The sequence below is a fragment of the Cypionkella sp. TWP1-2-1b2 genome (assembly GCF_049896245.1).
GTDB lineage: Bacteria > Pseudomonadota > Alphaproteobacteria > Rhodobacterales > Rhodobacteraceae > Cypionkella.
Map to the genome: position 1 here is coordinate 23,699 of NZ_JAFCTX010000006.1, position 16,153 is coordinate 39,851.

Sequence of the window (16,153 nt, forward strand, 5' to 3'; positions counted from 1 at the left end):
TGGTGTTTTTAGGTAGAGGGCAGGAAAGGCTTTCCGAGGCAGGCGGGGGCAGAGGCCCCGACATTGCCACGGGACGAAATCAGGGTCAGCGCCACCACTGTCATAACGTATGGCATAGCCGCCCAGAATTGCGAGGGTATCGCTTGGACAAACGGCAGGCTGTTGCCAAAGCCATTGGCCTTGGCGAAGAGTTCCAGCCACATCAGGAAGCCGAAGAAGTAGGCTCCGGCCAAGAGCCGCCCGGTGCGCCATCCGGCGAACACCACCAGCGCGAGGGCGATCCAGCCGCGCCCGGCGGTCATTTTCTCGGCCCACATCGGGGTGATCACCATGCTGAAATAAGCGCCGCCGATGCCTGCCATAGCACCACCGAAGCCGATGGCGGCGTAGCGCACTGCGGTGACGGAATAGCCGATGGAATGGGCGGAATGATCATTCTCGCCGACCGCGCGCAGGATCAGGCCGGCGCGGGTGGATTTCAGGAACCATGCGGTGAGCGGGACCATGACAAGGGCGAAATAGACGAGGGGGGAGTAGCCGAAGAACAGCTTCCAGATCGGGTCTTTCGCCAGAACGTCGGGGAAGATCGAGCCAAACTGCGGCACAATGCGCCCAGTGAAAGACACGCCGATCAGCGAGGACAGACCGGTGCCGAAGATCGACAGCGCAAGACCGGTGGCGACCTGATTGGAGTTGAGTTGCAGCACGAGGACGGCGAACAGCATCGACGACAGCGCGCCGCCTGCGGCTGCTCCGATCGCGCCAAGCCACGGGTTGAAGGTCAGCGCGGTGATGACGAAGCCCGAGATTGCCCCCATCAGCATCATGCCCTCAACCCCGAGGTTCAGCACACCCGATTTTTCGGTGATGAGTTCGCCCAAGCCTGCCAGCAGGATCGGGGTGGTGAGGCCGACGATGGTGACAATCGAGGCGATGATGAATTCCGGGCTCATGCGCGCGCTTCCGTTGAATTGGCGGATTTTTTGGGGATGAAGCGGACGCGGTAGCGGATCAGGATATCTGAGGCGAGGATGAAGAACAGCATCATCGCCTGGAAGATGCCAGCGGTGGAATTCGGGATGTGGACGGTGGTTTGGGCGACTTGACCGCCGACATAGGTGATGGCGAGGACCACGCCCGCGATCAGGCAGCCGATGGGATTGAGGCGGCCGAGGAAGGCGACGATGATGGCGGTAAAGCCGTAGCCGGAGGGGAAGCCGAGGTTGATGGCTTTCAGGCTGCCGGTGAATTCTAAGGCGCCTGCAAGGCCAGCCATGCCGCCACCGATCAGCAGGGCCAGCCAGATGGTCTGTTTGGCGTCAAAGCCGCCGTGGCGGGCGGCGTGCGGGGCGGAGCCTACGACTCGGATTTGAAAGCCGAACACGGATTTGGACATCAGCAGCCAGAATACGAAGGGCAGGATCAGGGCCACGGCGACGCCAAGGTGTACGGTGGAGCCGGGGAACAGGATCGGCAGGGTGAGGCCATCGGGCAGGGGTGCTGTGGCTGGGAAGTTGCGACCGTTCGGGTCTTGCCAAGGGCCGCCGACGAGGAAGCCCAAGACTTGGAACGAGACGTAGGTGAGCATCAAGGAGGTTAAGATTTCGTTGACGTCCCAGCGGGTTTTCAGCAGCGCCGGGATGGCGGCCCAAGCGGCCCCGCCGATGATGCCTGAAAGGATCATTAATATCAGGGTGGCGCTATGGGCATCGGGGCCAGCGGCGAGGCCGACGCCTGCGGCACAAAGTGCGCCGAGCACATATTGGCCTTCGGCGCCGATGTTCCAGATTTGCGCGCGATTTCCGATGGATAGGCCTAATGCGATGATGATCAGCGGGGCGGCTTTCACCGCCACATCCTGCCATTTGTAGCTGGCGAGGATCGGGGTCAGGAAAATATCGACCACGGCGCGCTGGCCGTCGATGCCGATGGCGTCGAACACGATGACGCCGATCAGCATGGTTAACAGGACCGAGGCGATGGGGGTGGCGATCAGCATGAAGGTGCTGGGGGCGGGGCGTTTTTCCAGCTTAAGACGCATGGGCAAGCTCCGCGTTATGTTCGCCCGACTGTGGATCGCCGTGGATGCCGCCCATGAGCAGGCCGATTTCCTCGATATTGGCACCGGGGACGGGCATGGGTTTTGAGAGGCGGCCTTCGTTGATCACGGCAAGGGTGTCGCAGAGGGACAGCAGCTCATCCAGGTCCTGGCTGATGACAACGATGGCCGATCCGGTGGCGGCGAGGTCTACCAAGGCCTGATGGATCGCGGCGGCGGCCCCCGCATCGACGCCCCATGTCGGTTGGCTGACCACCAGAACCTGAGGTTTTTGCATGATCTCGCGGCCCATGATGAATTTTTGCAGATTGCCGCCCGAGAGTGAGTCGGCCATCGCAGCGGGGCCGGTGGCTTTGACCGAGAAGGCGGCGATCACCTCGCCTGCGTAGGTCCGCGCGGAACGGGCGTTGACCATGCCGCCCGACACCATGCCCATGCGGTCGCGCGCGGTGAGGATGGCGTTGTCGGACAGGCTGAAATCGGGCACGGCGGCGTGGCCGTTGCGTTCCTCGGGGACGCTGGCCATGCCTGCAAGGCGGCGCTGTTTGGCGGTGAGGGCCGCGATTTTGCTGCCGTCGATCTGGATGGCGTCGGGGTTTTGCGACGGAGTTTCACCGGAAAGGGCGAGCAGCAGGGCGTTCTGGCCATTGCCCGCGACACCCGCGATACCGAAAATCTCGCCCGCTTTGACCGAGAAGCTGATGTCTTTCAGCGCTATGCCGAAGGGGCCGTCTTTCGGGATGTTCAGGCCCTGCACGGTCAGCTTGGCGGTTCCCAAGGCGCGGCCCTCGCCGCGCTGGATGTCTTTCAAGCTGCCGCCGATCATTTTCTCTGCCATCGAGCGCGAGGTTTCCTGCGACGGATCGCAGGTATCCACCAATTTGCCGCCGCGCAGGATGGTGGCGTTGTCACACAGGGCTTTGATTTCATGAAGTTTATGGGAGATGTATAAGATCGAGCAGCCTTCCTTGGCAAGTTGCCGCAAGACGACGAACAGGTGTTCGACCTCTTGCGGGGTCAGCACCGAGGTGGGCTCATCCATGATCAACAGGTTGGGGTTGAGCAGCAGGGCACGGACGATCTCAATGCGTTGCCGCTCACCGACCGAGAGGGTGGAGACGATGCGATGCGGCTCTAATTTCAGCCCATATTGCTGCATCACAGCGATGATTTTCGCCTCAAGATCGCGGGCGGGGATTTTGGCATCCATGCCAAGCGCGATGTTTTCCAGCACCGTCATCGCCTCAAACAGCGAGAAATGCTGGAACACCATGCCGATGCCGAGTTTGCGGGCGGCTTTGGGGTTGGCGATGCTGATGCGCTGGCCGTTCCAGTGGATTTCTCCGGCGTCGGGCTGCATGATGCCGTAGATCATTTTGACGAGGGTGGATTTTCCCGCGCCGTTCTCGCCCAGCAGCGCGTGGATTTCGCCGGGTTGCACCGCAAAGCTGACCTGATCATTGGCAAGCACGCCGGGGAAGCGTTTGGTGATGCCCGAAAGATCGAGGCGGGGCGGCGTTTGCATCGGGCGCTTGGTCCTTCGGGGTGTGAGGCGGTGGCGTAGTGGACACTGTCGGGTGGCGGCGTGGCTATGCGGAATGGGGTTGAAAGACTTTCAAGGTTTCCGTGGGTAATGGCCGTGGTTTTTGTTGAAAGCGGGCGGGCGGAGCGGTTTTCAGGTGGCAGCAGATGCCCGGTTTTTGCGCAAATCGGTTGATGCAGGTTAAACCGGATGGCTTTCAGGTCGCAAGCGCCGCGTCTGCGGCTGGGGTGGAATTGTGACAGGGAAGAGTTTGAGAAAAGTATAATTTTATGAGTATGTTAGCCTGAGGCGGCGCGCTGGGGCAGGCTGTGCCTTCTATCGGCTGTGATGCGTTATCAGGCAAAACTCAAAACACTTGCTTAATTTTGCTGCGGAATGGATGCGAAACTTGTCTTGAAAGCGCCGGCTATCGCGGCGAGTCTGGGTGGAGGATTTGCCAGAACAGGAGTGGGCGATGGCGGGGGAAGCACTGGATCATGTGGCGCTGTTGCGACTGGCGATTGCAGAGTCGGAGAAGGCCAAGCTGGCGGGAGTGCATCCGTTTGCCTCGATTTTGGTCGGGCCGGATGGCGCGGTGCTGATGGTGCAGCACAATGCCTTCATGCCGGATCACGATATGACGGGCCATGCCGAGCGGGTTTTGATGACGCGGGCCTCGACTTCGCTGCCTGTGGAATTGCTGCGAGAGTGTACGATTTACACCTCGGCCGAGCCCTGCGCGATGTGTGCGGGGGCGATTTATTGGACCGGACTGCGCCGTGTTGTGTATGGGATGTCAGAGCATCAGTTGAAAGAGATTACCGGCAACCACCCGGAGAATCCGACGCTGGATTTGCCGTGCCGGGTGGTGTTTGCGGCGGGGCAGCGGCAGGTAGAGGTGATCGGGCCGATGTTGGAGGAGGAAGCGGCTTTGGTGCATGTCGGGGTTTGGGGGTAGCGATTTATGCAGCCATAAATCGTCACGATTTATGCAACATAAATCGGCGTCTGCGCTGCGGACCGCACCCGATGCGTTGCTGCCAGCAAGGCTCACCCCTCCCTTCGGATCAGAAGGGGTAGGCCTGAACTGCGCAGGGTGTTACGCGCCTGAATTTAATCGGGAATACGCGCGATCACCTTGATTTCAAAGTCGAAACCCGCGAGCCAGGTCACCCCGAGGGCGGTCCAATTTGGATAGGGCGCGGATGCGAAGATTTCGGCTTTCACCTGCATGATGGTTGCGAACTGGGTTTCGGGGTCGGTGTGGAAACTGGTCAAATCGACGATATCGTCGAATGTGCAGCCGGCGGCGGCCAGTGTGGCGGCCAGATTGGCAAAGGCCAGCCGGACTTGCGACTCAAAGTCTGGATCTGGGCTGCCGTCGGCGCGACTGCCGACTTGGCCCGAGACGAACAAAAGATCGCCCGAGCGTATTGCTGCGGAATAGCCATGCGCTTCGTAAAGCGCGTGGCGGTTGGCCGGGAAGACGGCGCTGCGCTGTGTCATTTGGAAATCCTTTTGGGTTTGGTTCGGGCGCTGGGTAGAAAACCGCTGACAGAAGCCGCTACACATCCTGGCTTCGATCTTATATACGGAGCGTATGTTATTTATCTTGTATACGGCTCGTATGTCAATACAGATACGTCACGTATGTGAATGAGGGTGAAATGGCCGCGAAACGTCGCATCGAAATGATGGAAGAAACCCGGGCAAAGTTGATCGCGGCGGGGCGCAAGGCCTTTGCCGAAAATGGTTTTGCGGCCGCGTCAATGGATGAGTTGACCGCCGGAGCTGGCCTGACGCGCGGCGCGCTCTATCATAACTTTGGCGACAAGAAGGGGTTGTTGGCTGCGGTCGTGGCGCAAGTTGACGGTGAAATGGCGCAGCGGGCGCAGGCGGCGGCGGTGGATGCCGCGTCTTTGTGGGAAGGATTGGTGGCAGAGGGTGTTGCCTATATCCAGTTGGCGCTGGACCCTGAAATCCAACGGATCGTGTTGTTGGATGGGCCGGCATTTCTGGGCGATCCATCGCAATGGCCCAGCCAGAATGCGTGTCTTGCGGCGACGCGGCAGAAGATTGTTCTGCTGCAAGCGGAAGGCATTGTGAAGCCGATTGATGTTGAGGCTGCCGCGCGCTTGATCAATGGCGCTGCGTTGAACGCCGCTTTGTGGGTGGCTGCCAGCCCGCAACCGGAGGTGATTTTGCCTAAGGCTATTGAGGCGCTGACCTGTCTGTTGAGCGGTTTTTTGGCTGCGCGGCGTGATCCGACATCATAGTAGGATTGAGTATTTAGAAAAGAGCAATCCTGAAGCGCTTGCTCTTTTTGAAATACTCCCGCCGGAGGCTTCTCCATTAGGGCAAGCGCGGCGCTAGTAATCTGGCGCGAAGCCAATCGCGGGGTCAATGTCAGACGGACGACCTTCTAGGAACAAAGCACCGACACGCGCCGGGGTTCGGGCGATGATTTTGCCCGCTTTGATCACCAGAAGTTTGGTGGCTTTCAGGCGCAGGGCCTCGGCGGGGTCGCGGGCTTGCAGCAGGATCAGATCGGCGTTGCGGCCTTTTTCCAGCCCGTAGTTTTGCAGGCCCATGGTTTTGGCGGAGTTGATGGTCAGGGCGTTGAAGATTTTGGTTTTATCCTCAAGGCTGCCCATTTGCGCCGAATGGATCGCCATATGGCCAACCTCCAGCATATCGCCCGAGCCCATCGCGTACCACGGGTCCATCACACAATCATGGCCGAACGAGACGTTGATGCCAGCTGCCATTAAGTCGGGCACCCGGGTCATGCCGCGTCGCTTGGGATAGCTGTCGTGGCGGCCCTGCAGCATGATGTTGATCAAGGGATTGGGGATCACGTTCATGCCGCTTTCCGCAATCAGCGGGATCAGTTTTGAGACGTAGTAATTGTCCATCGAATGCATCGAGGTCAGGTGCGAGCCCGCGACCCGGCCTTGCAGGCCATAGCGGATGGTTTGCTGGGCGAGGGTTTCGACGTGGCGGGAGTTGGGATCATCCGTCTCATCACAGTGCATATCAACGGGCAGGCCACGTTCGGCGGCGAGGCGGCAGAGGGCTTCGACGCTGGCTTGGCCTTCGGCCATGGTGCGCTCGAAGTGCGGGATGCCGCCGACGATATCGACGCCCATATCGAGGGCTCGGGTGAGGGATTTGACGCCTTCGGGGGCGCGGTAGTAGCCGTCTTGCGGGAAGGCGACCAGTTGCAGCTCGATATAGGGGGCAACGCGGCGTTTGACATCTAGCATCGCCTGTACGGTGGTGAGTTTGGGGTCAGAGGTGTCCACATGGGTGCGGATCGCCAGCAGGCCTTGGGTGACGGCGAGGTCGCAGTAGCGCAAAGCGCGGTCTACCAGCGCGTCCACGGTGAGGGTGGGGCGGAGTTCGCCCCAGAGTGCGATGCCTTCCAGGAGGGTGCCAGAGCGGTTCATTCTTGGCAGGCCAAGCGAGAGGGTGGCGTCCATGTGGAAATGCGGGTCGACGAAGGGCGGGGAGGCGAGGCGGCCAGTGGCGTCGATTTCTTCTTGGGCGCTGGCTTGGATATGGGGGGCGATTTCGGCGATTTTGTTGGCCAAGATGGCGATGTCTTGGCCAGTGCGGCCATCGGGGAGGTTGGCGTTTCTTAGGATCAGATCGAACATGGTCGCCCTTTGAAGGTTTGCGGCAGGGTTGGGGGTTTTCGCATTGGCGTCAAGCGGTGCGGCTGCGGGTGGTCAGTCTGCGGGTGGTCAGTCTGCGGGTGGTCAGGCTGCGGGCACCCGCCTCTGCGGGGCGCAGCAGGTGGGCGGCGACGCCGATGGCGATGCTATTTGGGTGTTTGCCAAGGCTTGGGTCACCGATCGGGCAGGTGATTTTGGCGATGATTTGGGGGGTATGGCCGAGGGCGCGCAGGCGGGATTGGAAGCGCGCCCATTTGGTTTGTGATCCGATCAGGCCCAGCGATTGGAAGCCGTGCAGCAGCAGTCGGTGGCAGAGCTCTAGGTCGAGGGCGTGTGAATAGGTGAGGATCAGGTGCTCGGCGTTTTGTGGGGCGAGTTCGGTGGCGTGGGCAGGGTTTAGGGCGGGCAGGGCGGTGGTGTTTTCGGGGATGGCGTCGGGGAAGCGGGTGGGGGCGGTGTCGATCCAAGTGATCTGGAGGTCAGGGAGCGGCGACAGGGTGTGGACAAGCGCGCGACCGACGTGGCCTGCGCCCCAGATCCAGATTTGGCGTTGGGGTTTAGCGAGGGGCTCGATCATCCAGCCTTGCAGCAGGTGCGGGGCGGGGAGTGCGACTTGGTTGCGGGCGGATGCCAGCAGGCGTTTGACGGCGAGCGGCATCGGTTGGTTGGTGGTGGGGCGGGCGATCAGCGGGGTGGGTTCGGGGAGGGTTTCGGCGGTGAACACTTCGGTGAACAGGGTGACAGCGCCGCCGCAGCATTGGCCGAGTTTTGGGCCAAGGGCATTGCGGGTGATGGATTTTTGATTTGTGGCCAGCAGGGTGCGGGCGTGTTCGGTGGCTTGATGCTCTAGCGCGCCGCCGCCGATGGTGCCGGATTGGCCAGTGGTCCAAACCAGCATGGAGGCCCCGGTTTCGCGGGGTGAGGAGCCTTGGTGGGCGGCGATAACGATGCGGGCGGTGGGGCCGTGTTGGGTGACGGTTTGGATGAGTTGGGTGAGGTCAAACATGGCGGGGCTGGTGGCAGCAGAGTGCCGCCGCCAACGGGGTCGGGCTGTGGCTTGCGGTTATTGGTTTCGCGCGGTGGCACGGCTGTGGCAGGGTGGCAGTGTCATGTCGGGCTGAGTTTTGCAACAGCGCGGCTTGGCGAGACCTGTGCAAGCCGGGGCCACGATTTTTCTCAAAAATCGGCTGCGGGCGGGTAATCGGGTGGGTCATCGGCGTTGGCCTTGCACGGCGGTCAGGATGCGCTCGGGGGTGGCGGGGGCGTCCAAGCTTGGGTAGCGGCTGCCGTCTCCGGTGGCGGCTATGGCGTCGGAGAGGGCGAGGAAGGCGGAGATGCCAAGGTTGAACGGCGGCTCGCCGACGGCTTTGGATTTGCCGACGGTGTTTTCGCGGTTGGGCCTGTCCCAGAGGGCGACGTTGAAGATGGGGGGACGATCCGAGCAGGCGGGGATTTTGTAGGTGCTGGGGGCATGGGTGGTGAGCGCGCCTTTGGCGTTCCAGACCAATTCCTCGGTGGTCAGCCAGCCCGCGCCTTGGACATAGGCGCCCTCAACCTGGCCGATGTCTAACGCGGGGTTCAGCGAGGTTCCGGCGTCGTGCAGGATGTCGGTGCGCAGGATGCGGTTTTCGCCGGTGAGGGTGTCGATCACGACCTCGGTGATGGCGGCTCCGTAAGCGAAATACAGGAATGGGCGGCCTTTGCCTTTGACGCGGTCCCAGTTGATTTTGGGGGTGGCGTAGAAGCCTGTCGAGCTGAGGGAAATCCGGGCTTGGTAAGCCCATGCGGCGATTTGGGCGAAGGGGTAGGTTTCTCCACCTGCGCGCACCGTCCCATGCTCAAACCGGATTTCGTTGGGGTGGGTGCCGAGTTTGTCGGCGAGAAAATCGGCCATGCGGGCGCGGATGATTTCGCAGGCGTTTTGTGCGGCCATACCGTTCATATCGGCCCCGGACGAGGCGGCGGTGGCGGAGGTATTGGGGACTTTGGCGGTGTCGGTGGCGGTGATTTTGATCTGAGCGGTGTCAACGCCGAACACCGAAGCTGCCACTTGGGCTACCTTTTGGTTCAGGCCCTGACCCATCTCGGTGCCGCCGTGGTTGAGGTGGATCGAGCCGTCTTGGTAGACATGCACGAGGGCCCCGGCTTGGTTCAGCCAAGTAAGGGTGAAGGAGATGCCGAATTTGACCGGGGTGAAGGCGATGCCGCGTTTCAAGATTGGGTTTGTGCTGTTCCATGCGGTGATTTCGGCGCGGCGGGTTTGGTAATTGCTCGATTTCTCTAAGGCGTCGGTGATGTCTTGGCCGATGAAGTCCTCGACCTCCATGAAATAGGGGGTGGTTTGGGGGGCGGAATTGGCGGGGGAATAGGTGGAGCCTACGCGGTGGCCGGTGCCGGGGCCTGTGGGTTCAGCGGCGCGGTAGTAGTTGAGTTTGCGGATCGCGTTGGGGTCTTTGCGCAGGCTGTGGGCGATGTGGTCGATGACGCGCTCGATGCCGATGATGCCTTGCGGGCCGCCGAAGCCACGGTAGGCGGTGGCGGATTGGGTGTTGGTTTTCAGGCGATGCGACTCAATACGAATATCGGGCAGATGGTAGCAGTTGTCGGCGTGCAGCATGGCACGGTCGGCGACGGCGAGCGACAGGTCTTGCGCCCAGCCACAGCGGATCAGATGGGTGAAATCTATCCCCAAGATGCGGCCTGCGGCGTCGATGCCAGCGCGGTAGCTGATGCGCAGATCGTGGCGTTTGCCGGTGATCATCATGTCGTCGTCGCGGTCGTAGCGCATTTTGCAGGGTTTGTTCAGATCACGGGCGGCGATGGCGCAGGCGATGGCGAGGGCGTTGCCTTGGGATTCCTTGCCGCCGAAGCCGCCACCCATGCGGCGGGTTTCAACGCGGACAGCGGACATTGGCAGGTGGAGGGCGTGGGCGGCTTTGTGTTGAATCTCGGTGGGGTGTTGGGTGGAGGAATAGATGTGGATGCCGTCTTCTTGCGGGATCGCGGCGGCGATCTGGCCTTCTAGGTAGAAATGTTCTTGGCCGCCGACTTCCATCGTGCCTTCGATGATTTGGGGGGCGGTGGCGATGGCTTTGGCGGCGTCGCCTTTTGTCCAGATGATCGGGCCTGCCTCAAACCGGGAATTGGCTTTCAGGGCGTCATCGACGGTCAGCAGCGCGGGGAGTTCGGCGTAGGTGATTGTCCCGAGGCGGGCGGCTTTGCGGGCGTTGAGGTGGGTGTCGGCGATGACGAGGAAAATGGGTTGGCCGATGTAATGGACTTTATCTGTGGCGAGCAGGGGTTCGTCATGGGTGGAGGGCGAGCAATCGGGCATCTCGGTGAAGTCAGCGCTCGCGTAGGTTTTGATCACGCCGGGGGCGGCTTTGACGGCGGAGAGGTCGATGGCGGTGATGGTGCCGTGGGCGCAGGTGGACAGGCCGAAAGCGGCGTGCATTGTGCCCGCAGGCAGCGGGATGTCGTCGAGATAGCGGGCTTGGCCAGTGACATGCAGGGGGGCAGAGTCGTGCGGGAGGGGTTTGCCGATGGTCATAGGGAGACCTCCAAGACGTTTGTGGCGGTGCCGTTCATGTCGTGGAAGTAGCGGATCAACAGGTTTTGCGCGGTGGTGAGGCGGTAGGTCGAGGAGGCGCGCATGTCGGTGAGGGGTTGGAAGTCTTGCTCGAAGGCCGGGAGTGCGGCTTGCAGGGTTTGCAGGGTGAAGGGTTGGTTCAGGATGGCCGCTTCGACATGGGTGGTGCGTTTGGGGATGCCTGCCATGCCGCCGAAGGCGATGCGGGCTTGGGTGATTTGACCGTTGTCGGTGGTGAGGTTGAAGCAGCCAAGCACGGCGGAGATGTCTTGATCAAAACGTTTGGTCAGTTTGTAGCAGCGCAAGTTTGGTGCGGTTGAGGGGATGGTTATTCCGGCAACGAACTCGCCGGGGTGGCGATCTTGTTTGCGGTATTCAATGAAGAAATTCTCCAGCGCGATGGAGCGCAGGTCGTGGCCTTTGCGCAGGTGCAGAGTGGCACCCAGCGCGATCAGGGCGGGGGGGGCGTCACCGATGGGCGAGCCATTGGCGATGTTGCCGCCGATGGTAGCGGCGTTGCGGACTTGTTCCGAGGCGTAGCGGCGCAGCATTTCGGCGAAAGAGGGATGCAGCGGGACTAGAGCCTCGCGCAGTTGGGTGATGGTGACGGCGGCACCGATATGCAGTTGGCCGGAGGAGTGCTCGATCTGTTGCAGGTCGGTGACGGCGTTCAGGAAGGCGATTTGGCCGAGATCGCGCAGTTGTTTGGTGACCCAGAGGCCGACATCGGTAGCCCCGGCGATCAGGGTGGCATTGGGGTTTTGTTGATACCAGTCGGCGAGATCGTCGGAGTTTGTCGGGCGGAAAGCGCCGGGGAGGCTATGCGCCTCCCCCGTCCCCACCGCGCCCGGCAGGTTGTGCTGGTCGGTCTTCATCCAGTCGGGGACCTTCGCGGTTTCGGCTGCAATGGCGGCGCGGATGATCGGGGCGTAGCCGGTGCAGCGGCAGAGGTTTCCGGCGAGGGTGGTGTCGTGGTCGGTGCGTTGCAGGGTGTGGGCGGTGGCCATCGAGGCGATGAAGCCGGGGGTGCAGAAGCCGCATTGGCTGCCGTGGTGGGCGATCATCTCGGCTTGCACGGGGTGGAGTTCGCCGTTCGGGCCGCAGATGCCTTCGACGGTGCGGACGGCTTTGCCGTGGAGTTGCGGCAGGAATAATATGCAGGCGTTGAGGGCTTTGGGGCCGTTTGCGTCGGTGACCATGACGGTGCAGGCACCGCAATCGCCCTCATTGCAGCCCTCTTTGGTGCCGCAGAGCGATTGGTCTTCGCGCAGGTATTCCAGCAGGGTGCGCGTCGGGCTGCCGCCTGATATGCGCACCGGCGTTCCGTTCAAGAGAAACGCTGTGTCAGTCATGGTTCATCCTGCCGCGGTCTGTATCAAGGGACATGTCGCGCGCCCGCCCGATGCGGCGTAAAGCGGGGGTGCTGCCGTTTGGTCTATGAAGCCTTGGACTGGGGTGTTGTGCAAGCGATAGATTGATGGGTTTTGCGAAAGGAGTTTCTGGGAATTGGTGGGTATGGCGGGGTGGTCCCAACTCGGGGCCAAATTTGTTTGTTTTATATCAAGTGGTTGGGGTGGTGAGTTTAAGGATTTGTTAAGGATTGGCGGGAGGTGGGTTGGAAACCCACCCTACGACTAAGGTGCGCGCAAGGGATCGCCACTTGTGTGGAAAGTGGGCGGATCTGAAATCACGAGGCCCGGCCTGCGCAGGGGCGAGGGGTAGCTTTGGGGTCATTCCAAGCCCCACCGCCTTGCAGTGCACCATCCACCTTTCGCCCAGTGTCGCAACTGGTTAGGCTGCCGCCATGTCAGCACCTCGATTCATCCATCTGCGTACCCATACCGAACACTCGCTGTTGGAGGGGGCGGTGCCTGTGAAGGCGCTTTTGAAACTTTGCGCCAAGCATGAGATGCCTGCGGTGGCGGTCACCGACAGCAACAACATGTTCGCGGCACTGGAGTTTTCGGTTTACGCGCGGGACGCCGGGGTGCAGCCGATTGTGGGGTGTCAGGTTTCCGTCGCCTATGATCCGGGAGTGGCGGGGGAGAAGTTGCGGGCCTCGGCCTCGGTCGTGCTGCTGGCGCAGAATGAAGCGGGGTATATGAACCTGATGAAGCTGAACTCTTGTCTTTATATCGACAAGGGCGGGGCTTTGCCGGAGGTGACGGTTGCCGAGTTGGAGAAGTATGCGGCGGGGCTGATCTGTTTGACCGGGGGGGCGGATGGGCCGCTGGGGCGGTTGGTGCAGACGGCGCAGCTGCCGAAAGCGCGGGTGTTGTTGGAGCGGTTGGCGGCGGCTTATCCGGGGCGGCTTTATGTGGAGTTGCAGCGGCATCCGGGCGAGGGTGGGCGGTTGACCGAGGCAGAGGCTGCGACGGAGCGCTGGTTTATTGAAACGGCGTATGAGTTGGATCTGCCGCTGGTCGCGACCAATGATGTCTATTTCCCGGCGGCGACGATGTATGAGGCGCATGATGCGCTGATCTGCATTGCCGAGGGGGCTTATGTCGATCAGCAGCAGCCTCGGCGCAGGTTGACGCCGCAGCATTATTTCAAAACCGAGGCCGAGATGGTGACTCTGTTCGCCGATCTGCCGGAGGCGGTGGAAAATACGGTTGAGATAGCAAAGCGTTGTGCGTTTGCGGCGTTCAAGCGCAACCCGATCCTGCCGAAGTTTGCGGATGATGAGGTCAATGAGTTAAGGCGTCAGGCCAATGCGGGGTTGCAGGCGCGGTTGGCGATTATTCCGCATGCGGTTTCGCTGGAAGACTATCAGGCGCGGCTGGATTTCGAGCTGGGAATCATCGAAAAGATGGGATTTCCGGGCTATTTCCTGATCGTTGCGGATTTTATCGGTTGGGCGAAGAAAAAGGGGATTCCGGTCGGGCCGGGGCGGGGGTCGGGGGCTGGATCACTGGTGGCTTATGCGCTGACGATCACCGATCTGGACCCTTTGCGCTATGCTTTGCTGTTTGAGCGGTTTTTGAACCCGGAGCGGGTATCGATGCCCGACTTTGACATCGACTTTTGCATGGATCGCCGGGGCGAGGTTATTCAATACGTTCAACAGAAGTATGGCCGCGATAAGGTCGGGCAGATCATCACCTTTGGCGCTTTGCTGTCGAAAGCGGCGGTGCGCGATGTCGGGCGGGTGTTGCAAATGTCTTATGGGCAGGTGGACCGCTTGTCGAAGATGATTCCGGTGGAGGGGGTGAAGCCGGTTTCAATCACTAAGGCGCTGGCGGATGAACCTCGGCTGCGGGAAGCGGCGAAAGAGGAGGTCGTGGCGCGGCTGTTGGATTATGGCGCGCAGATTGAGGGGCTGTATCGCAACGCCTCGACCCATGCCGCCGGGGTTGTGATCGGCGATCGGCCGCTGGATGAGTTGGTGCCGCTGTATCAAGACCCGAAATCGGACATGCCTGCGACGCAGTTCAATATGAAATGGGTCGAGCAGGCCGGGTTGGTGAAGTTCGACTTTCTCGGGTTGAAAACGCTGACGGTGATCCAGAACGCGATTGATCAGATCAACGATGGCGGGCGGGCGCTGAATCAGTCGGCTGATGGCCGCGTGCTGTATGAGGCGAAACTGGGGGCGGAGAATGACATCGGGCTGATCCCGCTGGATGATGTGGCGTCGTATGAATTGTATGCGGCGGCGAAGACGGTTGCGGTGTTTCAGGTGGAATCCAGCGGCATGATGGATGCGTTGCGGCGGATGAAGCCGACTTGCATCGAGGATATCGTGGCCTTGGTGGCGTTGTATCGGCCCGGCCCGATGGAGAATATCCCGACCTACTGCGAGGTGAAGAACGGGCTGAAAGACTTGGAGTCGATCCATCCGACGATTGACCATATTCTGGCCGAGACCCAAGGGATTATTGTTTACCAAGAGCAGGTCATGCAGATCGCTCAGGTGATGGCGGGGTATTCTTTGGGCGGGGCTGATTTGCTGCGCCGGGCGATGGGAAAAAAGATCGCCGAGGAGATGGCGAAGGAGCGGCCCAAGTTCGTTGAGGGCGCGAAGAGGACCCATAATGTCGATGTGAAAAAGGCCGGGGAGGTGTTCGACCTTCTGGAGAAATTCGCCAACTATGGGTTCAACAAATCGCACGCGGCGGCTTATGCGGTGGTCAGCTATCAAACCGCTTGGTTGAAGGCGAACCATCCGGTCGAGTTCATGGCCGGGGTGATGAATTGCGATATTCATCTGACCGACAAGCTAGCGGTTTATAAGCGCGAAGTCGGCAAATTGGGCATCAAGACGATTGCGCCTTGTGTCAATGCGTCTTTGGCGACGTTTACGGTGCGCGATGGCGCGGTGGTTTATGCTTTGGGCGCGTTGAAAGGCGTGGGGCCCGAGGCGATGGGGCTGATTGTGACGGCGCGGGGTTTGAGGCCGTTTGCGACCTTGTTCGATTTCGCGCGCAGGGTGGATATGAAGCGGGTCGGCAAGCGGCCACTGGAAATGTTGGCGCGGGCGGGGGCGTTTGACGTTCTGGATGGCAACCGGGCGCGGGTGTTTGAGGCTTTGGATGCGCTGGTGGCCTATTCGGCGGCGATCCATGAGGCGCAATCGTCTTCGCAGGTGTCGCTGTTCGGCGAGTCGGGGGCGGATATTCCCGAGCCGCGTCTGGCGTTCCGCGATGGTTGGCTGCCGGTGGAGCGGTTGACGCAAGAGCATCTGGCGATTGGGTTTTATCTGTCGGGGCATCCGCTGGATGATTATATGTCGGCGCTGAAACGGCGCGATGTGTTGACGCTGACCGAGGTGACGCGGAAAGCCGAGCGGGGGATGTGCATTGCCAAGATTGCAGGCTCGGTGGCCAGCAAGCAGGAGCGCAAATCGGCGAAGGGCAACCGCTTTGCCTTCGTGTCGCTGTCCGATCCGACCGGGCTTTATGAGGTCACGGTGTTCTCGGACACGCTGGAAGCGGCGCGCGATCTGCTGGAGCCGGGGATGAATGTGGTGCTGACGGTGAAGGCGGAGCTGGAGGGCGAGACGTTGAAACTGCTCGCCAATGCGGTGCAGCCGATTGATCAGGTGGCGGATGCGGCGGGGGCGCAGGCGTTGCGCATCCATCTGAACCGGGCCGAAGCTGCGGTGTCGATTGCGCTGCTTTTGGCCAAGGTCGAGGGGCGCAACAAGGCGCAGATCACCCTGTGTGTGCCCGATGATCAGGGCCGCGAGATTGATCTGACCCTGCCGCAAAGCTATCCGGTGACGGCGCAAATCAAGGGCGCGATCAAGGCGATGCAGGGCGTGGTGATGGTCGAGGAGGTGTGACATCGCGCCTGAGACCCGG

Annotated in this window: 11 protein-coding genes; 3 read left to right on the forward strand and 8 right to left on the reverse strand. The window is 61.1% G+C overall.

Annotated elements, in window-relative coordinates; all coding sequences use genetic code 11:
• Positions 1-8: 8 nt before the first annotated feature.
• The 3 genes from ACP7AP_RS05180 to ACP7AP_RS05190 are packed head-to-tail and all read right to left on the reverse strand — an operon-like array spanning position 9 to position 3,584.
• The gene (locus ACP7AP_RS05180; protein WP_426032920.1) at positions 9-953 is read right to left on the reverse strand and encodes an ABC transporter permease; all 945 of its coding nucleotides are present in this window, start codon (positions 951-953) and stop codon (positions 9-11) included.
• Entirely contained in the window at positions 950-2,041 is a 1,092-nt protein-coding gene (locus tag ACP7AP_RS05185) for an ABC transporter permease (protein ID WP_426032922.1), read from the reverse strand. The genes ACP7AP_RS05180 and ACP7AP_RS05185 overlap by 4 nt, the downstream gene beginning before the upstream one ends.
• The gene (locus ACP7AP_RS05190) at positions 2,031-3,584 is read right to left on the reverse strand and encodes an ABC transporter ATP-binding protein (protein ID WP_426032924.1); all 1,554 of its coding nucleotides are present in this window, start codon (positions 3,582-3,584) and stop codon (positions 2,031-2,033) included. Before ACP7AP_RS05190 ends, ACP7AP_RS05185 begins: the two co-directional genes overlap by 11 nt.
• Positions 3,585-4,056: 472 nt before the next feature.
• Between ACP7AP_RS05190 and ACP7AP_RS05195 the strand changes: the two genes are divergently transcribed.
• Positions 4,057-4,539 (forward strand): nucleoside deaminase, encoded by a 483-nt coding sequence (locus tag ACP7AP_RS05195; RefSeq protein WP_426032926.1) that lies wholly within the window; start codon positions 4,057-4,059, stop codon positions 4,537-4,539.
• A gap of 155 nt (positions 4,540-4,694) precedes the next feature.
• On the opposite strand, the gene ACP7AP_RS05200 is transcribed toward ACP7AP_RS05195, so the two are convergent.
• Positions 4,695-5,087: a RidA family protein gene (locus ACP7AP_RS05200; protein WP_426032928.1), complete on the reverse strand. Its 393-nt coding sequence runs from the start codon at positions 5,085-5,087 to the stop codon at positions 4,695-4,697.
• A 161-nt stretch (positions 5,088-5,248) separates the two neighbouring features.
• On the opposite strand from ACP7AP_RS05200, the gene ACP7AP_RS05205 reads away from it, so the two are divergent.
• Entirely contained in the window at positions 5,249-5,857 is a 609-nt protein-coding gene (locus ACP7AP_RS05205) for a TetR/AcrR family transcriptional regulator (RefSeq protein ID WP_426032930.1), read from the forward strand.
• 93 nt (positions 5,858-5,950) lie between these two features.
• Here the strand turns inward: ACP7AP_RS05205 and ACP7AP_RS05210 are convergent, their stop codons facing one another.
• The 4 genes from ACP7AP_RS05210 to xdhA form a co-directional block, all read right to left on the reverse strand.
• Complete coding sequence (locus tag ACP7AP_RS05210; RefSeq protein WP_426032932.1) at positions 5,951-7,240, reverse strand: amidohydrolase family protein; 1,290 nt, start codon at positions 7,238-7,240, stop codon at positions 5,951-5,953.
• Positions 7,241-7,289: 49 nt separating this feature from the next.
• Complete coding sequence (gene xdhC, locus ACP7AP_RS05215; RefSeq protein WP_426032934.1) at positions 7,290-8,264, reverse strand: xanthine dehydrogenase accessory protein XdhC; 975 nt, start codon at positions 8,262-8,264, stop codon at positions 7,290-7,292.
• A gap of 204 nt (positions 8,265-8,468) precedes the next feature.
• Positions 8,469-10,808: a xanthine dehydrogenase molybdopterin binding subunit gene (xdhB, locus tag ACP7AP_RS05220; RefSeq protein WP_426032936.1), complete on the reverse strand. Its 2,340-nt coding sequence runs from the start codon at positions 10,806-10,808 to the stop codon at positions 8,469-8,471.
• On the reverse strand, positions 10,805-12,199 hold the full coding sequence (gene xdhA, locus ACP7AP_RS05225) for a xanthine dehydrogenase small subunit (RefSeq protein WP_426032938.1): 1,395 nt from the start codon (positions 12,197-12,199) through the stop codon (positions 10,805-10,807). The genes xdhB and xdhA overlap by 4 nt, the downstream gene beginning before the upstream one ends.
• 452 nt (positions 12,200-12,651) lie before the next feature.
• Between xdhA and dnaE the strand changes: the two genes are divergently transcribed.
• A complete protein-coding gene (gene dnaE, locus ACP7AP_RS05230; protein WP_426032940.1) occupies positions 12,652-16,134 on the forward strand; it encodes a DNA polymerase III subunit alpha in 3,483 nt (1,160 codons plus the stop codon).
• The last annotated feature ends 19 nt before the right edge of the window (positions 16,135-16,153 follow it).